General features: G+C 72.6%; 15 protein-coding genes. 8 read left to right on the top strand and 7 right to left on the bottom strand.

The window, feature by feature from the left end; translation table 11 throughout:
• Position 1: 1 nt before the first annotated feature.
• On the bottom strand, positions 2-1,207 hold the full coding sequence (locus tag LPW41_RS00230) for an MFS transporter (RefSeq protein WP_230703824.1): 1,206 nt from the start codon (positions 1,205-1,207) through the stop codon (positions 2-4).
• Positions 1,204-1,728, bottom strand: coding sequence for a helix-turn-helix domain-containing protein (locus tag LPW41_RS00225; RefSeq protein WP_144831540.1), 525 nt, complete (start codon positions 1,726-1,728; stop codon positions 1,204-1,206). The genes LPW41_RS00230 and LPW41_RS00225 overlap by 4 nt, the downstream gene beginning before the upstream one ends.
• Before the next feature lie 155 nt (positions 1,729-1,883).
• Here LPW41_RS00225 and LPW41_RS00220 point away from each other — a divergent pair, with 155 nt between their 5' ends.
• Both LPW41_RS00220 and LPW41_RS00215 read left to right on the top strand, forming a co-directional pair.
• Positions 1,884-2,159, top strand: a complete 276-nt coding sequence (locus LPW41_RS00220) for a hypothetical protein (protein ID WP_144831543.1) — start codon at positions 1,884-1,886, stop codon at positions 2,157-2,159.
• 14 nt (positions 2,160-2,173) lie between these two features.
• Complete coding sequence (locus tag LPW41_RS00215) at positions 2,174-3,067, top strand: FHA domain-containing protein (protein WP_230703823.1); 894 nt, start codon at positions 2,174-2,176, stop codon at positions 3,065-3,067.
• 183 nt (positions 3,068-3,250) lie between these two features.
• Here LPW41_RS00215 and purU read toward each other — a convergent pair whose 3' ends face one another.
• Both purU and LPW41_RS00205 read right to left on the bottom strand, forming a co-directional pair.
• On the bottom strand, positions 3,251-4,132 hold the full coding sequence (gene purU / locus LPW41_RS00210) for a formyltetrahydrofolate deformylase (RefSeq protein WP_144831546.1): 882 nt from the start codon (positions 4,130-4,132) through the stop codon (positions 3,251-3,253).
• A gap of 138 nt (positions 4,133-4,270) precedes the next feature.
• Positions 4,271-5,389, bottom strand: coding sequence for a zinc-binding alcohol dehydrogenase family protein (locus LPW41_RS00205; protein WP_230703822.1), 1,119 nt, complete (start codon positions 5,387-5,389; stop codon positions 4,271-4,273).
• Positions 5,390-5,469: 80 nt separating this feature from the next.
• Between LPW41_RS00205 and LPW41_RS00200 the strand changes: the two genes are divergently transcribed.
• The 3 genes from LPW41_RS00200 to LPW41_RS00190 are packed head-to-tail and all read left to right on the top strand — an operon-like array spanning position 5,470 to position 8,140.
• Complete coding sequence (locus LPW41_RS00200; RefSeq protein WP_230703821.1) at positions 5,470-6,030, top strand: TetR family transcriptional regulator; 561 nt, start codon at positions 5,470-5,472, stop codon at positions 6,028-6,030.
• Positions 6,031-6,087: 57 nt separating this feature from the next.
• Positions 6,088-7,410: a nitrate/nitrite transporter gene (locus LPW41_RS00195; RefSeq protein ID WP_230703820.1), complete on the top strand. Its 1,323-nt coding sequence runs from the start codon at positions 6,088-6,090 to the stop codon at positions 7,408-7,410.
• 43 nt (positions 7,411-7,453) lie between these two features.
• A complete protein-coding gene (locus LPW41_RS00190; protein WP_230703819.1) occupies positions 7,454-8,140 on the top strand; it encodes a GNAT family N-acetyltransferase in 687 nt (228 codons plus the stop codon).
• 3 nt (positions 8,141-8,143) lie between these two features.
• On the opposite strand, the gene LPW41_RS00185 is transcribed toward LPW41_RS00190, so the two are convergent.
• The 3 genes from LPW41_RS00185 to LPW41_RS00175 are packed head-to-tail and all read right to left on the bottom strand — an operon-like array spanning position 8,144 to position 10,904.
• A complete protein-coding gene (locus LPW41_RS00185; protein WP_230703818.1) occupies positions 8,144-9,820 on the bottom strand; it encodes an FAD-binding dehydrogenase in 1,677 nt (558 codons plus the stop codon).
• A gap of 53 nt (positions 9,821-9,873) precedes the next feature.
• On the bottom strand, positions 9,874-10,083 hold the full coding sequence (locus LPW41_RS00180) for a multidrug transporter (protein WP_144831564.1): 210 nt from the start codon (positions 10,081-10,083) through the stop codon (positions 9,874-9,876).
• Between the two features lie 5 nt (positions 10,084-10,088).
• Entirely contained in the window at positions 10,089-10,904 is an 816-nt protein-coding gene (locus LPW41_RS00175; protein WP_230703817.1) for an SDR family oxidoreductase, read from the bottom strand.
• Positions 10,905-11,116: 212 nt separating this feature from the next.
• Between LPW41_RS00175 and menC the strand changes: the two genes are divergently transcribed.
• The 3 genes from menC to LPW41_RS00160 all read left to right on the top strand — a co-directional run bounded on the left by menC (position 11,117) and on the right by LPW41_RS00160 (position 18,553).
• Positions 11,117-12,250, top strand: coding sequence for an o-succinylbenzoate synthase (gene menC, locus LPW41_RS00170; protein WP_230703816.1), 1,134 nt, complete (start codon positions 11,117-11,119; stop codon positions 12,248-12,250).
• A 99-nt stretch (positions 12,251-12,349) separates the two neighbouring features.
• Positions 12,350-13,738, top strand: a complete 1,389-nt coding sequence (locus LPW41_RS00165; protein ID WP_230703815.1) for a glycine--tRNA ligase — start codon at positions 12,350-12,352, stop codon at positions 13,736-13,738.
• A gap of 171 nt (positions 13,739-13,909) precedes the next feature.
• Positions 13,910-18,553: an SCO7613 C-terminal domain-containing membrane protein gene (locus tag LPW41_RS00160; RefSeq protein ID WP_230704538.1), complete on the top strand. Its 4,644-nt coding sequence runs from the start codon at positions 13,910-13,912 to the stop codon at positions 18,551-18,553.
• Positions 18,554-18,561: the final 8 nt, after the last annotated feature.

The following is an 18,561-nucleotide window of genomic DNA, read 5'->3' as shown; positions in this document are numbered from 1 at the left end:
CTCACGTGGTGCGCACGCGCCACACGCTGCGCGAGCACGACGCGGCGATCGAGGCCAGCACGATGACCGCCGCGCATCCGAGCAGCACGGGAGGTGTTCCGACGGCGTGCGCGAGCGGCCCCACGAGCACCTCGCCGAGCGGCACCGCGACGAACGAGCCGACCATGTCGTACGAGTACACCCGCGACAACGTCTCGCGGGGAACGTGCGTCTGCAGCGACTGATCCCACGCGATCGCGAACAGCTCGATCGCGAGCCCGCCCACCGCGAACGCCACGACGAGCACCGCCAGCGTCGGCTGCAGCGCCAGCATGGTCACCGGAAGACCGACGGATGCCATGCCGGCGACGCCGATGCCGAGGGCACGCCGCGGCCGCCACCGCAGGGCGAGCAGCGCGCCGAGCGCGAGGCCCGCGGTCTGCGCCGCGATGACGAGACCCCACCCGGCCCGCCCGAAGGTCTCGTCGGCGACGAGGGGACCGAGCACGGTCGTCGCACCGACGAAGGCGGCGTTCAGCACGGCGAACTGCAGCACGACGATCCAGATCCAGCGGCGGCTCGCGAACTCCCGCCACCCGACGCGTAGATCGCTCCACACCGAGGCAGTCTCGCCGGGAGAGGCGGCATCCGCCCGCTCCGGAAGACGAAGGCGCGCGAACAGCAGCGCGGCGACCGCGAAGGCGGCGGCGTCGATCGCGAGGCCCCACCCGGGCCCGACCGCCGCGACGACGACGGCGCCGACCGAGGCGCCCACGATGCTGCCGCCGTTCAGCCCCAAGCGCAGCAGCGCGTTGGCGGGGCGCAGCGCGGTCGCGGGCACGGTGTCGGGCACGAGCGCCGCCGCTGCGGGCAGGCTCACGGCCGAGACGGCCCCGTTCACGATCCCGAGCAGCACGAGGATTGGGATGCCGGCGGTGCCCGTGAGCACGAGGGCGGCGATCGTCCCCTGGGTCGCCGCGGCCGCCAGCGACGAGCCGACGAGCACCGCGCCGCGCGGCAGTCGATCGGCGATCACCCCGCCGAACAGGAGCATCGCGACGTTCGCGACCGAGCGGGCGGCCACCACGAGTCCGAGGTCGGCGGCCGAGCCGGTGAGATCGAGCACCGCGAACGCCAGGGCGATGGGGGCGACCGCGTTGCCGACGATGGCGGTCGTGCGGGCGGCCAGCAACCAGCGGAACGGAGCGAACGACAGCGGACCCCTCATCGCGCCCGCTTCACGGGGAAGAGGGCGGCCGTCATCGAGACGGGCTGCGTGCCCGGCGTGCGCGGTGGGCGCGCCGCGGCGTGCAACAGCGCGGACGCCTCGCCGACGTGCTGCACGATGCGACGCCACACCGCGGGGTCGACCCACAGCTCGGCGTCCGTCGAGATCGCCGGGCCGTCGATGCGCGCGCGTGCGCGCCGACGGAGTTCGTCGATCAGAGCCTCGACGTACTCCTCCTCGCTCGCGGGCACGCGTTCGCCGAGGGCGGCGTCGGGGTCGTACCGCCGCGACGATGATTCGTGACGGTAGCGCTTCGCCTCCCCACCCCGCAGTCGCACGACCTCGACGACGCGGACCAGTCCCGCCCGCTCGAGCACGCGCAGGTGGTAGCTCGCCGACGCCTGCGAGACGCCGAGTTCGCGTCCCGCCTCGGCGGCGCTGAGGGCGGCACCCGTGAGCAGGGAGAGCAGGCGGAGCCGCAAGGGGTGCGCCGTGGCGCGCAGCTCGTCGATTCGCGACATCCGGCCATCGTGGCCCGGACCGGTGACGACCGTCAAACGAGTCTTTGGGGGTCGGCGAAATGTTCCCCCTTCTGGCCCGGGAACGCAATCCCTCCGTTCCGACCATTTGCCGCTGGGACCCTGGTGGTCCTCTGACCGAGAAAGGGACCGAAGCCATGTCCGACACCACTCCCACCAGCGACCCGTTCGCCGACAACAGCGGCCCTCAGGGCCACTCGATCACCGACTGGACCGACCTCGGTCGCGAGATGTGGTCGTACCTCACCGGCCGCGGCGCCGCGGTCAACTACTCGTTCGTCGACATGACCGTCGAGGTGCCGCGCGACATCGGTCCCGACGCCCCCCGCGCCACGTGGAAGCTCAACGGCACGCTGCGCGTCACCACGAGCGACGACACCGCGGCCGGGTCCGACCCGTACCGCGGCAACTGAGAGGCGGCGCCGTCATGGTGCGCCTCGACATCGACCTCGCCTTCTCCGAGTCCGAGCAGGGGGCGGATGCCGACATCCCGCCGTTCGAGGGGACGATCACGGCCGCGGGGAGCGAGATCCGCATCGTCGTGAGCGATCCCTCGCGTCTTCCCGGCAACGGCCGACGCACGCTCGCCGAGCTGTCGACGGTGGCCGACGCGCTGGCATCCCGCGGCATCTCCGTGCAGCTGGAGGGGCCCGACGGCCCGATCCTGCAGCTCGGCGAGGTCAAAAGCAATCCGCTGCAGCGGGTCATCACGGGCTCGAAGCACATCCGGCTCGGGTCGGTCTCGGCAGTGGCGCCGCTGATGACCCGGCGCAACAAGGGCCAGGCGCTGACCTTCCCGATCCCGCCCGAGACCCCGCTGCCGCTCGTGCCCACGATCAACCGCACGGTGCGTCGACACATCACCACGACGCACTACACGCCCGGCTCGGGGCGACCGCGCCTCATCTTCGCGGTGGGCGATTCGACCTGGGACGGCTCGCGTCCGCGCGAGTTCGACCTGCTGCCGACGAAGACGACCATCGGCTCGGGCAGCGACGTCGATCTGCAGCTGCCGGGGCTCGCGCCCCTGCACGCCGAGATCCGGCACGAGGGCGACGACGAGTACGTGCTCTACGGCTTCGACCAGGTCGGCGGTGGGGGAGCGCGCGAGCAGGGCCCCGGCCGCGACCGCGGAGGTCGCATCCTGCGCACCGGCGCGCGCATCGAGCTGGGCGACTGGCGCCTGGCGTACTTCCGCGCGGAGTTCGCCGACCACGGACGCCCCTACGGCGGCCGCCAGGGCGGCGAGCTGTCGGATCAGCGCAAGCAGCCGCCGCGCGGCGGTACCGGCCCGCTCAGTCGGGCGACCGACCCGGAGTGATCACGCGCACGTGAGGGGTCGCCCTGCGGCCCTCTCGGCGCCGAGACTGCATCTCGCTGACGAAACCGTTGCAGCCTGCAACGCGGATGTCAGCGAGATGCAGTCTCGCGGTGCGGAGGGCGCATGACCGGCCCGCGCCGGCGTCGAGCCGCGCGGATCCGCCGGGGTCCCGGCATCCGGGATCTAGAAGACGATCGTGTGGTTGCCGTGGCGGATCACGCGGTCTTCGGCGTGCCAGAGCACGGCGCGCGAGAGCACCTGGCGCTCGACGTCGGCACCGCGACGGGCGAGCTCGGCCGAGGAGTCGGCGTGGGTCACGCGCACGGTGTCCTGCTCGATGATCGGACCCTCGTCGAGGTCGCTCGTGACGTAGTGCGAGGTCGCCCCGATGAGCTTCACGCCGCGCTGCTTCGCCTTCTTGTAGGGCTCGGCGCCGATGAAGGCCGGCAGGAACGAGTGGTGGATGTTGATCACCGGCACCCCGATCTTGTCGAGGAACTCCGGCGAGAGGATCTGCATGTAGCGCGCGAGCACGATGAAGTCGACGTTGCCGACCAGCAGCTCGAGGATTCGAGCCTCGGATGCCGACTTGTCGGGCCCCGGCGTCGACGGCACGTGGAAGAAGGGCACGCCGAACGAGCGCACGTCTTCAGCCGCCGTGGTGTGGTTCGACACGACCATCGGGATGCTGACGGGGAGGTCGCCCCGACGGTGACGCCACAGCAGATCGAGCAGGCAGTGGTCCTGCTTCGAGGCGAGGATCGCCATGCGCTTGGGCGTCGAGAGGTCGGTGAGGGTCCACTCGAGCTCGAACCCGTCGCCGAGGGTGCTCGCCAGGTCGGCTTCGATCTCGGGGAACGCGGCCGACAGGTCGGGGCGGTGGAACACCACGCGCTGGAAGTACGCGCCGCCGCGCGGGTCGTCGGAGTACTGGTCGAAGGCGACGATGTTGCCGCCCTGGCGCGCGATCAGCGCCGAGACCGCGGCGATGATGCCGGGGGTGTCACTGCCGTGCACGATGAGACAGGCGTGATCGGGCTGCAGGTGGGGGCTCGCGGAGACCATCGGACCATTATTCCGTGCGCGGGTGGCGTCGCCGACCACGCGCGGCGCCGTTGCGGGGCGTCGTTCGTGGCCCCGGGGCCATGTCTGTCGCGCCGGGGCCACTTCTGCCGCCCCGCCGACGCCCGACTCCGGCCGGAATCAGAGGCGCACGACGATCTTCTGCGCCGAGACGCCCGCGCGCTGCCGGTCGAGGGCGCCCTGCACGGCGTCGAGGCTGTCGCCGACGACGAGCGGGGCGGGCATGGGGCGCAGAGAGCCCTCGGCGAGCAGGCGCGGGACGACCTCGCCCCACAAGCGGGGCCCCATCTCGTCGTCGCGCAGGCTGCTGCCCCAGACGAAGTTCGCGCGGATGCCGCGACGGCGGGCGTGCAGCGTCGAGCGCAGCGTGCCGAGCCCGATGCGCGCGAAGACCGGCAGCATCGCGGGGAACAGGCGGCGGCGGCCGACCAGCGCGTCCAGCGCGATCGGCGTGCTCGCCATGGCCAGCCGGTCTCCGCCGGTGCGGGCGAGGACGTCGATGCACGCGTCGGTCGAACCGGCCCCGAGGGCCACCGCGCCGACCACGGGGCGTCCGCCGACCGCCGCGACGAGCTCCGCCACGGCGGAGGGCGAACGGTGGTCGACGACGGCATCTGCTCCGAGGTCGCGCACGGTGGCCGCATTGCGGGCGGATGCCGTGGTCACGACGTCGTAGCCGGCGGCGCGGGCCAGTTGGATGGCGTTCATACCCACGCTCGTGGAGCCGCCCCAGATCACGACGACGCCTCGAGCGGTGCCGGGCGCCGGGTCACCCGGCATCCGGAGTCCGAGGTGTGGGGATTGGAACAGTGCGCACGCCGCCGTGGACAGGCCCAGCGGGAAGACGGCGGCCTCCTCGTCGGAGAGGCTGTCGGGTGTGGGGGCGGTGAGGCGCTCGAGCAGGGTCGTGTACTCCTGGAACGCTCCCTCGCGGAGGGGATCGCGGCCCCGGTCGGTGCCGGTCGCGAGCCCCAAGACGCGCTGACCCACACGGAAGCGCGTGACGGCGGCGCCGACCGCCACCACCTCGCCCGCGACGTCGGAGCCGAGCACGGCGGGGGTGCGCAGCCATCGGTAGGTGATGCGGCTGGTGCCCTGGACGACCCAGTCGACGGGGTTGACCGCCACCGCGCGCACGCGCACGAGCACTTCGTCGTCGGCGGGCGCGGGGGTGTCGAGCGTGCCGGGGGTCAGCGCGGCACGGGGTGCGGAGAGCAGGGCGGCGGCGTGCGATGTCATGGGGGGCCTTTCACGTGATGACACGGAGTGTCTTCACTCTAGACCCGATGACACTGGGTGTCGTCGCATAGGATCTCGGCATGGCCAGATGGGCACCTGACACGCGAGAGCGCCTGCGCACGGCGGCGATGCAACTCTTCGCCGAGCGTGGCTTCGACGCGACGACCGTGCCCGACATCGTCGAACGCGCCGGGGTCACGCGCAGGACGTTCTTCCGCCACTTCGGCGACAAGCGCGAGGTGTTCTTCGGCGACGACGAGATCCCCCGGCTCGCCGCGGAGATGCTCGCCGCCGCGCCCGCCGACATGCCGCCGTTCGCGATCGCGTGGGAGGGGTTCCTCTCCCTCGCCGCCGACCGCTTCGAACCGCGTCGGCACGAGATCGTGGCCGCCCGCGGGCTCATCGAGTCGGAGCCCGCCCTGCGCGAACGCGATCTGCAGAAGCAGGCCGACCTGCGGGCGGCCCTGGTCGAGGGCTATCGCGCTCGCGGTGTCGAGCCCCGTCATGCTCGGGTGCTCGCGGGGGTCGCGGTGGAACTGCTGCAGACGGCCCTCGAGCAATGGGCGGCCGACGACACGGGCGCGCCCTTGCGGGATCATCTCGAGAGGGTCCGTCGCGAGATGTCGGCCGTCCTGTCCTGACGCGCCCCCACGCCACCCCGCCCGCCGATGTCGGTGACCGGGGATAGCCTTGAAGACGTGACAAGCGCCCTCCACCTCGACCGTCCGGGGTGGCGCACCTGGACGCTGTGGGGCGTCGGCGTGCTCGCCTACGTCGTGTCGATCATCAACCGCACCTCGCTGTCGGCGGTGGGAGTGGATGCCGCCGTGCGCTTCGGCGCGGACGCCTCGGCGTTGTCGATGTTCGCCGTCATCCAGCTCTTCGTCTACGGCGCGATGCAGATCCCCGTGGGCCTGCTGCTCGACCGGTTCGGCGCTCGCCCCATGATCGCGATCGGCATGGTGCTGATGGCGCTCGGCCAGCTCGTCATGGCGTTCGCGGATGCCGTGGGCATCGGCATCCTGGCCCGTGTGCTGATCGGCGCGGGCGATGCCGCGATCTTCCCGAGCGTGCTGCGCGTAATCGCCACGTGGTTCCCGGCCCAGCGCGCGCCGGTGCTCGTGCAGCTGACGGGCATCATCGGCCAGCTCGGCCAGATCGTCGCGGTCGTCCCGCTCGCGGCCCTGCTGCACGCCACGAGCTGGAGCGTCACGTTCGGCAGCGTCGCGGGACTCGGCGTGCTGTTCGCGATCCTGACCTTCCTCGTGATCCGCAACCGTCCGCCCGAACGTCGATCCGATCCGGTCGACACCTCCGTCGACACGCAGACCGGCGCCGTGCGCGTGGTGCGGTCGGCGCCCGACCTGCGACGCGGTTTCCGCGAGTCGTGGGCGCACCCCGGCACGCGCCTCGGCTTCTGGTCGCACTTCGCCGCGCCCTTCGCGGGTACGGCGTTCATGCTGCTGTGGGGCTTCCCCTTCCTCACCGCCGGCGAGGGTCTGTCTCCGGGCACCGCCTCGCTCGTGATGACCTCGCTCGTGCTCTTCAGCATTCTGAGCGGCCCCGTGATCGGGGCGCTGTCGAGTCGGCATCCGACCCGCCGTTCGCGCTGGCTCGTGCTGCCGACCGTGGTGTTCCAGGCGGTCATGTGGATCGTCGTGATCGTGTGGCCGGGCCCCGCGCCGGTGTGGCTGCTGGTCGTGCTGATGTTCGCGCTGTCGACCGGGGGACCGGCGTCGATGATCGCGTTCGATCACGCGCGCACGTTCACCCCCAGCCACCGCCTCAGCACGGCGACCGGCATCGTCAACGGCGGCGGGTTCCTCGCCGCCCTGCTGGCGATCCTCTTCATCGGCATCGCGATGGACGTGCAGGGGGCGGGCAGCCCCGACACCTATTCGCTCGACGCCTTCCGCATCGCCTTCCTGACGCAGGTGCCGCTGTGGCTCATCGGCGGCATCGCGATCGTCGTCGAGCGCGGGCGCACCATCCGCCACGTCGCGGGCACGCTGCCGCGCTGACGCCTCACCGACGGTGCGACGCCGCGGTGCGAGACTCGAGGGCATGAGCGAGATCGACATCCGCACCCTCGACACCGTCGACGCGATCCACGAGGCCGCCGGGGTTCTCGACCGGGTCTGGGGCGAGAAGGGCACGATGCCGGCGAACATCCTGCGCGCGCTCGAGCACGCGGGAAACTACGTCGTCGGCCTGTACGACGGCGAGCGCATGATCGGCGCCTCGGCGGCGTTCTTCGGCCCGCCCTCCGCGCGGTCGATGCACTCGCACATCACCGGCGTGCTGCCGGAGTATCAGGGTCGCGGTCTCGGACGCCAGCTCAAGATCCACCAGCGCGACTGGGCGCTTCAGCGCGGGGTGGGCCACGTCACGTGGACCTTCGACCCCCTGGTCGGCCGCAACGCCCACTTCAACCTCGCCGTGCTCGGCGCGCGCGTCACCGACTACCTCGTGAACCAGTACGGCGAGATGGACGACGCGGTCAATCGCGGCGACGAGTCCGACCGGCTCATGGTGTCGTGGGCGCTGGCTGAGCCGCCCGTGCCGACGCCGGCCGATGCCGAGGTCGCCGCGGTCGTCGCCGTGCCCGACGACATCGAGGCCCTGCGTGCGAGCGACCCCGCGGCCGGGGCCGAGTGGCGCGTGCGCGTGCGCGACGAGATGCGCGAGCACCTGGCATCCGGACTCCGTATCGGCGGCTTCGACCGACGCGGCTACCTCTTCGTCCGCTGACGCTCAGAGCGCGGCGGCGAGCGCCCGCCCGACGGTCCGGCCGGTGAAGATGCACTGCCCGAGGAAGGTCCCCTCGAGCGCGTTGTAGCCGTGCGCGCCGCCGCCGCCGAAGCCCGCCGCCTCGCCCGCGGCGTAGAGCCCCTCGATCGGCTGCCCTTCGGCATCCAGCGCCCTGCCCTGCAGGTCTGTCTGGATGCCGCCGAGCGTCTTGCGCGTCACGATCCACAGGCGCACCGCGATGAGCGGCCCGTGCTTCGGGTCGAGCAGGGCGTGCGGGGTGGCCGTGCGGAAGATTCGGTCGCCGAGGAAGCGGCGGCTGTTGCGGATGCCGATGGTCTGGGCGTCCTTCGAGTACGGGTTCGCGAGCTCGTTGTCGCGCGCGACGATCTGGGCCCGGATGCCGTCTTCGTCGAGCAGGTCGTCTCCGCTCAGCGCGTTCATGCCGCGCACGAGTTCGGCGAGGTCGTCGGCGACCACGAAGTCGGCGCCGTGCTCCTTGAAGGCTTCCACGGGGCCGGGGGCGGAGCGGCCCAGGCGCGTGCGCAGCAGCAGGCCGAGGTCGCGGTCCGTGATGTCGGGGTTCTGCTCCGAGCCCGAGAGGGCGAACTCCTTCTTCACGATGGTCTGGTCGAGCACGAACCACGAATAGTCGTAGTCGGCGATGTCGGGGGTCGTGCGCAGGATCTTCAGCGTGCCGAGGGTGTCGTAGCCCGGCAGCCCCGGCGCGGGCAGGCGTCGTCCGCGCGCGTCGAGCCACATCGACGAGGGGCCGGGGAGGATCCGGATGCCGTGCCCCGGCCACACGGGATCCCAGTTCTGCAGCCCCTCGGTGTAGTGCCACATGCGGTCGCGGTTCACCAGGCGCACGCCCTGCTCGGCGGCGATGTCGAGCATGCGCCCGTCGACGTGCGCGGGGACGCCGGTGACCATCTTCTTCGGCGGAGTGCCCAGTCGCTCGGGCCACCAGCGGCGCACTCGGTCGTGATCGCCGCCGATGCCACCCGTGGCGATCACCACGGCCTGGGCCTGGAGGGTGAAGGAGCCGACCTCATCGCGCGACGACGAGACGCCCCGCGGGGCCTCGTCGGGGGCGAGCACGGCTCCTGAGACGCCGGTCACACGACCGTCGGTGAACTCCAGCCGGTCGACGCGGTGCCGGAAGCGCAGCGTCAGCCCGCGGACGTCCGCCGCCGCGCGCGCCCGGTCGGCGAACGGCTCGGAGATGCCGGTGCCGGTGCCCCAGGGCACGTGGAAGCGGGGGACCGAGTTGCCGTGTCCGGCGGCCGATCCGGCGCCGCGCTCGGCCCACCCGACGACGGGGGTGAACCTCACACCCTGCTCGTTCAGCCACGGGCGGGCCTCGCCGGCGGCGAACTCGACGAAGGCGCGGCCCCACTTCTCGGCCCACTCGTCTTCGGGGTGATCGCCGTCGAGGCGGTCCCAGCCGGCCGAGCCCTGCCAGTCCTGCCACGCGAGGTCGAGAGAGTCCTTGACGCCGAGCCGACGCTGCATGGGGGTGTCGACGAGGAAGATGCCGCCGAACGACCAGAACGCCTGCCCGCCCAGGTTGGCGGCGTTCTCCTGATCGAGGAGCACGACCTTCTTGCCGGCGCGCACGAGCTCGGCGCACGCGACGAGACCCGCGAGCCCTGCCCCGACGACGATGACGTCTGCGTCCACGACTCCTCCTCGACTCGCGGGACCTTCGCGAGAAGGCTATCGAGCCGCGGGGGTCACTGCTCCGAGATGGGGGTGTCCTTCTCGGCTGCGGGGTCGCCCTGGCCCGGCCCCGGGCGCACCGCGGCGTCGTCGCGCACGTCGATGCGGGTGACGCCGTCGTGCTCGCTGACGTCGAAGCGCGGCGCGGCGTCTTCTTCGGTCGCCTTGGGCGCGCTCGTCAACTGGTCGTGACGGTTCTCTTCGAAGCTCTTCTCATCGCTCACGGTGGTCACTCCTTCTCGCCGGCCGAACGCCACGCGTCCGACTCCATGTGCGAGCCCGCCTGCGGGCCCATGTGCAGCATTCCGCCGTCGACGACCCAGCTGGCCCCCGTGACGTAGGCGCTCTCGCGCGACGCGAGGAAGCGGATGACGTCGGCGACCTCCTCGGGCTTCCCGGGGCGACCCAGCGGGATGCCGGGGCGGTGGATGCGCTCGGCGTCTTCGGCCGACATGTCGTTGATGGGGGTCGCGATCTCGCCCGGGGCGACGGCGTTCGCGGTGATGCCGTACTGGCCGAGCTCGAGGGCCATCGTCTTGATGAGGCCGCCGACGCCGTGCTTGGCGGCGACGTAGGGGGCCGATCCGACGCGCGGTTGGTGCTCGTGCACGCTCGACACGACGATGAGGCGTCCGCCGTTGCCCGCGGTCACCATGCGGCGGGCCGCGGTGTGCAGGGCGAGGAACGCGCCGTCGAGGTTGAGAGAGATGTCGGTGCGCCAGGTGTCGAAGTCGAGGTCGAGGAAGCTTCCTCCGATGCCGCCTCCGGCGTTGTTGACGAACACGTCGAGGCCGCCGAGTTCGTCGGCCATGGCATTCACGGCATCCGGGACCGCGTCGAAATCGGTCGCGTCGAACTGCGCGACGATCGCCTTCGCGCCGCGCTCGCGCACGGCGGCGGCGGTCTCTTCGGCGCCGTCCTTGTCGGAGTGGTAGGTGACGGCGACGTCGATGCCGGCGGAGGCGAGGGCGAGGGCGGTGGCCGCGCCGATGCCGGAGTCGGAGCCGGTGACGATCGCGTGGCGGGGGGTGAAGTCGGCGCTCATGAGGGCGACGCTACGCGCGCGCCCCCCGCTGGCCCGCAGCCTTGCCACGGCTGGAGCGGGGCGTTACGGTCGCGGCTGCCCGTCTCGCGTGCACAACTCCGGAAATGGCCCCGATTCCGTCCCCGTTCTCCGCTGTCCACGAGCGTGCGGCCCCGATTCTCCGGAGTTGTGCACGCCGCACCCTCCTCCCAGACGGGCGCTAGCCTGCCGTCATGCCGCTGATCCGCCCCGCCGCGCCCGTGACCCTCGATGCCGTGGAACTGCGCGTGCTGCACATGCCGCTCGTGTCGCCCTTCACCACCTCGTTCGGCACCGAGACGGTGCGCGAGGTGATCGTCGTGACCGCCGAGACGCCCGACGGCCGCGGCTGGGGCGAAGTGGTGACGCAGTCCGAACCGTCGTACTCCAGCGAGTACACGCAAGGCGCGTGGGACGTGCTCACCCGCTTCCTCGCTCCGGCGCTGCTCGCGCGTCGAACCGTCGCGCCCGAGGAGGTCGCCGGAGCGCTGCACCACGTCGTCGGCCACCGCATGGCCAAGGCCGGTCTCGAGCTCGCGGTGATCGACGCGGCCCTGCGCGCCGAGAACCGCAGCTTCAGCGAGTACCTCGGTGCCGAGAAGGATCGGGTGCCCTCGGGCGTCTCGGTCGGCATCCAGAGTGACCCGCAGGCTCTCGTCGAAGCCGTCAGCGGCTACCTCGACGAGGGTTACGTGCGCATCAAGATCAAGATCAAGCCCGGTCGCGACATCGCCGACACGGCCGCCGTGCGCGCGGCCTTCGGCGGCATCCCGCTGCAGGTCGACGCCAACTCCGCCTACACGCTGGCGGATGCCGACACCCTCGCCGAACTGGACCGCTTCGACCTGCTGCTCATCGAGCAACCCCTGCAGGAAGACGACCTGGTCGATCACGCGACCCTCGCGAAGCGCCTGTCGACGCCCGTCTGCCTCGACGAGTCGATCGTGAGCGACAAGGCCGCCGCCGACGCCCTGGCACTCGGCTCCGCCGCGATCATCAACATCAAGGCCGGTCGGGTGGGCGGGTATCTCGAGGCCGTCGCGATCCACGACCGCGCGCTCGCTGCGGGCGTCCCCGTGTGGTGCGGCGGCATGCTCGAGACCGGCATCGGCCGCGCCGCCAACGCCGCCCTCGCGGCCCTGCCCGGCTTCACGCTGCCGGGCGACATCTCGGCATCCGCCCGCTTCTACACCCGCGACATCGTGACCGAGCCCGCGGTGATCGACGACGGACACGTGCGCGTACCGACCGGTGCGGGGCTCGGTGTCGAGATCGACGAGGCCGCGCTGGAGGCGTTCACCGTGCGCCGCGAGCGGATCACGCGGTGACGCCCGGCGGGCGACCAGGCGGGCGCGGGCCGCTTCGATAAACTGGTGCCTGCGCTCTCGCGCTCGATCCCCACACCTTTTCCGACCATTGGAGCCACCGTGGCCGAACAGTCCCGCCTCGACAAGGTCATCGCCCTCGCCCGCCATCGCGGATTCGTCTTCCAGGCCGGTGAGATCTACGGCGGTTCGCGCTCCGCATGGGACTACGGCCCCCTCGGCACCGAGCTCAAAGAGAACATCCGCCGACAGTGGTGGCAGACCTTCGTGCGCGGCCGTGGCGACATGGTCGGCCTCGACTCGAGCATCATCCTCCCCAAGCGGGTGTGGGAGGCCTCGGGTCACGTCGCGACCTTCACCGACCCGCTCGTGGAGTGCCTGCACTGCCACAAGCGCTTCCGCGCCGACACCCTCATCGAGGACTTCGAGGCCCGCAAGGGACGCAAGGCCGAGAACGGCCTCGCCGACGTGCCCTGCCCCAACTGCGGCACCAAGGGCCAGTACACCGAGCCCAAGTCGTTCTCGGGCCTGGTGAAGACCTACCTCGGCGTCGTCGACGACGAGTCGGGCCTGTACTTCCTGCGCCCCGAGACCGCGCAGGGCATCTTCGTGAACTTCTCGAACGTGCTCACGGCGTCGCGTCGCAAGCCCCCGTTCGGCGTCGGCCAGGTCGGTAAGGCGTTCCGCAACGAGATCACCCCCGGAAACTTCATCTTCCGCACGCGCGAGTTCGAGCAGATGGAGATCGAGTATTTCACCCCGCCGGCCGAGGCGAACGAGTGGTTCGAGCACTGGGTCGAGGCGTGCTGGAACTGGTTCATCGAGCTCGGCATCGACCCCGAGAACATGAAGCGCTTCGACGTGCCCGAAGACGACCGCGCGCACTACTCCGCCGGCACGATCGACGTCGAGTACCGCTTCGGCTTCCCGGGCAAGGAGTGGGGCGAGCTCATGGGCGTCGCCAACCGCACCGACTACGACCTGAAGAGCCACTCCGAGGCCTCGGGCCAGTCGCTCACGTTCTTCGACCAGGCCTCGGGCGAGAAGTACACGCCCTACGTCATCGAGCCCTCGTTCGGTCTGACGCGCGCGATGATGGCCTTCCTCGTCGACGCGTACCGCGAAGAAGAGGTGCCCAACGCCAAGGGCGGCACCGACACCCGCACGGTGCTCAAGCTCGACCCGCGCCTCGCGCCGGTCAAGGTCGCCGTGCTCCCGCTCTCGCGCAACGAGCGCCTGTCGCCGCTGGCCCGCGAGGTCGCCGACACGCTGCGCGCGGCCGGCTGGAACATCGACTTCGACGATGCCGGTGCGATCGGCCGCCGCTACCGTCGTCAGGACGAGATCGGCACGCCCTACTGCGTCACCGTCGACTTCGACTCGCTCGACGACAACGCCGTGACGGTGCGCGACCGCGACACCATGGGCCAGGAGCGCATCGGCCTCGACGCGCTGCACGGCTACCTGGCGGAGCGCCTGCGGGGAGCCTGATCGCCCGTTTCACGCCGCTTTCGCGGCGGAGCATGTACCGGATGCCGTGACCTCGAGGTCGCGGCATCCGGTTTCTCTTTCCGTGGGTGCGGATGGCGGTCCGCGGACAACCCCCGGGCAGGTCGGAGGTCTTCGCTAGCCTGGGGCGACGACCGACGCCGAGGGGGCACGATGACGGAAGTCGATCACGGGGGAGCATTGCCGGGCATCGCCTGGCCCACGCAGCCGGGGGCGCTCGTCGACACCTCGCGCTGCCCGTCGTGCTTCGCACCCATCACGACCTCGCCGTGCCCGCGCTGCGAGCTCGACCTGACCGATGCGCGCACCGCGCGCGTTCTCGACCTGTCGCGCCGCATCGTCGAGCTGGTCGACGAGCGGGCCGACGCCCTGTTGCGGATCCACCGCGACGCGGTTCCGGTGGCTGCTGCGGGTGCGGCGGACGAAGAGTCCCCGGTCCCGTCGATACCGCTCGCGCCGGCGTCCACGCTGGTGCCGGAGGCGGGTCCTGCGCCCGGGGCGGGGCCTTCATCCGGGGCCGCGCCCGAGCCCGCGCCGCCGGAGGAGCTGCATCCTGTGCTCCCCGCCGCGGCAGCCACCGCGGTGTGGGAGCCGCCGACCGTCGTCACGGCCTCCGCGCCGCCTGTCGAGGCCGCGCCCGGCTCCGCGCCGCCTGTCGCTGCTGCGCCCGCCGCCGCGCCGCCCGTCGCTGCTGCGCCCGCCGCCGCGCCGCCCGTCGCTGCCGCGCCCGCCGCAGCGGCATCCGGGTCCGTGCCGCCGTCCGCCGCTGTACCGCCGGTCGTGCCGCCGCCCGGCGTGGCACCCCCCGTTTCCGACCCCGCCCGGCCGCGCCGCTCGGGCGTGCAGGTGTTCCTGCTCTCGGTCGGCGTCGTGCTGCTTGCGGTGGCCGCGGCGTTCTTCCTGACGGTCGCGTGGATCAACGGCGGCCTCGTGCTGCGCTCGATCGTCATCGCGCTCGTCACGGCGGGCGTGATCGCCACGGCATCGATCCTGCGGCGGCGCGGACTCGGCGCAACCGCCGAGGGCATCGCGCTGCTCGGCATTGCCTTCGTCGGGCTCGATGTATGGGCCGTGCGCGCGAACGACCTGGGGGCGACGGCCGACGTCGACGCCGCCGTCTACTGGGGCGCCACGACGACGGTCGCCGGCGTCGTGTTCGTGGGGTGGGCGCGTCGGTCGCGCCTGCGCGCCCCGCTGTCGGCCGCGGTCTTCGCCCTCGCGGTCGGTCCTGCGATGCTGGCCGCGGGCCTGCTCACCCGCGACGCGGCGTTCGGCTGGTGGGCCTGGGGACTGGTGCTGGTGGTCGTGGCTCTCGCGGCCCCCTTCGCCCCTCGGCTCGCCCGCCCTCGCATCGCGCTGACGGTCGAGACGGCGATCGTGCGCGGCCTCTCCGCCCTCGGCGCGATAGTCGCCCTCGCGATGTCGCTGCTCGTCGACCCCGCCAACACCGCGACCCCCGTGATCCTCGCGGGTGCCCTGGCCCTCGCCCTCGCCGTGCACGCGTGGTCGTTCGCACGGCAGGGGGCCGCGCGGCTCGCGCCGCTGGCCGCGGTCGCGGCCGTGCTCGCCCTCGGCGTGGGCATCGCCGGCACCGTCGCCCGCGCCGCCGATGCGACGCTGGCGGCGACCATGCCCGTGCTCGTCGCGGGCGCCGTGGCGCTCGTGCTCGACGTCGCCGCGCGGCGCAGCGCCGCCGGTGTGGGTCGCACGACCCTGCACTCGGCCGCTCTGTCGGCCGCCGTCGCCGCGGGCCTGGCCGCTCTCGTGCCCCTCGGCTGGGCGCTGCTGTCGTTCGGGGCTCCGCTGCGGTGGGTCATCGCGATCTTCGGGCGATCCGCCCTCGAGGCCGATGCTCCGGATGCCACGTCGACCGCCGCCGTCATCGCCCTCGTGGCGCTGGTCGCCCTCGCGATCCTCGTGTGGCGGATCTTCGGGGGCTGGGCCGAGCGTCGCGGCCTCGTGCTCGGCATGGCCGCGACCGTCGCGCTGCTCGCGGGGCCGCAGCTGCGCGTGCTGCTCCTCGTCGTGGTCTGGTACCTCGCGATCGCGGTCACGGCTGTCGTCGTGCTGCGGCGTCGGCGCGGCGACATCGGCCTCGCGGCAGTGGTCGGCACCCTGGCTCTCGGCACGGGGTGGCTGCTGTCGTTCTCGTCTCCTCTCGCCTGGGCCCTCGCAACGGTCGTCGCCCTGGGAGTGCTCGCCGCCGTCGCGGGGGCGCACCCGACGCTGCGCGTGCCCTCGACCGTCGCCGTGGTGCTGCTCGCCGCGGTCAGCGCTCTGTTCGCACCGACGGCGCTCCGTTCCGGAACCGGAGTGGTGATCGAGGGCGCCTCTCCCTTCACGGTCGCCCTCGCCGTGGGCACCCTCGCGCTGCTCATCGGGGTGGTCCCGCTCGCTCGCCGACTCGGTCTCGACTCCGCCCAGCGCGAGGCGGGGGCGCTCACCGCTCTCGCGGTCGTCGTCGTGGCGGGTGCCCTCGCCCTGCTCACGCGCTTCGTCGCGGCGGCGGACGACTGGCGACTCGATCTCGCCGGCATCGTCCCCGCCGCCCGCGCGATCGACGTGTGGCTGCTCGCCTCCGCCGCCGTCGCGGCTGCGGCGTGCGCGGTGGTGGTCTCGCCGCCGTATCGGTCGTGGCGCGTGGCCCGCCCCGCCTCCGCCGTGCTGGTGCCGTTGCTGGTCGCGACGGCCGCCGGCGCCGTGCTCCGACTCGTCGACGCGGATCCCCTCGCGCGGGCGGTCGTGCTGGGGGCGATCGCCGTGATCGCGGCGGCGGTGGCCCTGCGGGCCCTCCGCGACGATCGGCCGGTGCGCGTCTTCCTCGACGCGGGCACCGCGATCGTGGTGCTCCTCTCGATCGTCGGCGTCCCCTCCGACGGCGTCCGCTGGATTCCGCTGCTGCTGGCCGCCGTGACCGCCGTGCTGTGGGCGACGGATGCCGACGGCCTCTTCACCTCGCCCGGAGCGCGTCGGCACCTCGTCTGGCTCGCGCTCGTCTTCGGGGCCGTCGCCCTGTGGACGCGCCTGTTCTGGGCGGACGCCGAACCCGTCGAGCTCTACACGCTTCCCGTCGGCCTCGCGCTGCTCGCCCTCGCGGCGGGACACGAACGCGCGCGGCGCCTCGTCGCGGGGCGCTCGGCCGCCGTCCCCGCGGTCATCGCCGCGTCGGGTACGACGCTGGCCCTCGTGCCCACGGCTCTCGCCGACCCGGCCGATCCGACCCGCGCGGTCGTCATCGCCCTGGTCTCGGTCGCCGTCCTGGTGCTCGGAGCCTGGCTGCGGCTGCCGCGCACTCCCGACGAGCTCCCCGTGGCGGTCGGCGCCGCCGGGGCGCTCGCCCTCGTGCTGCTCACGGTCTCGCAGATCGGGCACGCCGTGATTCGACCGGACCTCGGCCTCGTCGACCTCATCGTGCTCGTCACGGCCGCGGCGATCCTGGCCGCCGCTGCGGGGCTCGCCCGCCGCGCGTCGGCGTGGGCGCCGAGGCTCGCGCGAGCCGTAGCGGTGACGGCGGTGATCGTCTTCGCGCTCGGTGAGACCGTGCTGGTCGCGGCCGGTGAGGGGGCGGTCGTCCGCGCCGTCGGTGCCGTCGCGCTGCTGGGTGCGCTCGGCGTCGTCTGCCTTCGTCTCGCTCGCCCCGTGCTGGGGGCTCCGCTCGCCGGTGCGGCTCTGGGGGGAGCGGCCCTCGTCGCCCTGGTCGGCGTCGCTGCCGACGTCCGGCCGATCGAGTGGATGACGGTGCCCCTCGCCCTGGCGTGGGTCGCCGGTGCGCTGCTGTCGCGCTCCCGCCCGCTCCCGCCCGTGCTCGTCGGGCTGGCAGCGGCGGGCCTCGCCGTCGGGCTCCTGCCCTCGGCCGCGCTGGCGGACTCGTCGCTGGTGCGCACCCTCATCGTGGTCGTCGCGGCGGTCGCGGTTCTCGGCGCGGCGCTGCGGCTGCGCGGCGCTCTCGCGCCGCTCGTCGTGCCCGTCGTCGCGGTCGGTTCACTCGCCCTCGCCCTCGCGGCCTCCCTGCGCTCCGTGCGAGAGCTCACCACCCCTCTCTTCGACGTCTGGATGCTCGTCGCCACCGTGCCCCTGGTGGGAATCGCGGTGCTGGTCGTGCTGCGTCGCCCCGATGTCACGCGCACGGTGCCGACCGCCCTGATCATCGCGGCTCCGGCGGTCACGGTCGTGCTCTCCGTCCTCCGGCTCTCGGCGACCGGAGAGGGTTCGCTGCGGCTGGTCGTCACCCTCGCCGCCGTGCTCGCCGTCGGGCTGTGCTGGCGCGCTTCCTCGGCGACGCTCGTCTTCTGGGCGACCTTCGGCGTGGCCGCGGTCCTCGCCGTCGCGGCGTTCGCGATCGGTGCCGCCGACCCCGTCGAAACGGCCACCGCTCCGCTCGCGATCGCCCTGGTCGTCCACGGCATCCGTTCGCTTCGAAGCCGTCCGGCCCTGCGCACCTGGCCGGCCCTCGGCCCCGGGCTCGTTCTGCTGCTGGTGCCCTCGTTGCTGTTCGACTTCACGGCCGACAACGCGCTGTGGCGCGCAATCGCCCTCGGCGTCGTGGCCCTCGCGGTGCTGTTGGCGGGGGTGCGTCTTCGGTGGCAAGCGCCGGTGCTGCTCGCCGGCATCGTGCTCATCGTGCATGCCGTCGCGCAGCTGTGGCCGTGGATCTCGGCTCTCTACGTGAGCGCGTCCGGCCTGCTGTGGGTCTGGATCGGCATCGCCGGAGCCGTGCTCATCTTCGTGGCGGCCACTTACGAACGGCGCATCCGCGAGCTCAAGGCGGTGGCTCTGGCGATCCGGTCGCTGCGCTGAGCCGGCGG

Origin of the sequence: Microbacterium sp. JC 701 (genome assembly GCF_021026215.1) — a bacterium.
GTDB classification, from domain to species: Bacteria; Actinomycetota; Actinomycetes; order Actinomycetales; family Microbacteriaceae; genus Microbacterium; species Microbacterium algihabitans.
The sequence above is the reverse complement of the archived record's forward strand: the minus strand, read 5'-3'. Positions and strand labels throughout refer to the sequence as shown.

Coding starts and splice junctions, on each gene's coding strand:
- menC (WP_230703816.1), top strand. CDS start 11,117: ATGCCGCTGATCCGCCCCGCCGCGCCCGTGACCCTCGATGCCGTGGAA.
- LPW41_RS00205 (WP_230703822.1), bottom strand. CDS start 5,389: ATGACATCGCACGCCGCCGCCCTGCTCTCCGCACCCCGTGCCGCGCTG.
- LPW41_RS00225 (WP_144831540.1), bottom strand. CDS start 1,728: ATGTCGCGAATCGACGAGCTGCGCGCCACGGCGCACCCCTTGCGGCTC.
- purU (WP_144831546.1), bottom strand. CDS start 4,132: ATGGTCTCCGCGAGCCCCCACCTGCAGCCCGATCACGCCTGTCTCATC.
- LPW41_RS00215 (WP_230703823.1), top strand. CDS start 2,174: ATGGTGCGCCTCGACATCGACCTCGCCTTCTCCGAGTCCGAGCAGGGG.
- LPW41_RS00200 (WP_230703821.1), top strand. CDS start 5,470: ATGGCCAGATGGGCACCTGACACGCGAGAGCGCCTGCGCACGGCGGCG.
- LPW41_RS00160 (WP_230704538.1), top strand. CDS start 13,910: ATGACGGAAGTCGATCACGGGGGAGCATTGCCGGGCATCGCCTGGCCC.
- LPW41_RS00190 (WP_230703819.1), top strand. CDS start 7,454: ATGAGCGAGATCGACATCCGCACCCTCGACACCGTCGACGCGATCCAC.
- LPW41_RS00220 (WP_144831543.1), top strand. CDS start 1,884: ATGTCCGACACCACTCCCACCAGCGACCCGTTCGCCGACAACAGCGGC.
- LPW41_RS00230 (WP_230703824.1), bottom strand. CDS start 1,207: ATGAGGGGTCCGCTGTCGTTCGCTCCGTTCCGCTGGTTGCTGGCCGCC.
- LPW41_RS00175 (WP_230703817.1), bottom strand. CDS start 10,904: ATGAGCGCCGACTTCACCCCCCGCCACGCGATCGTCACCGGCTCCGAC.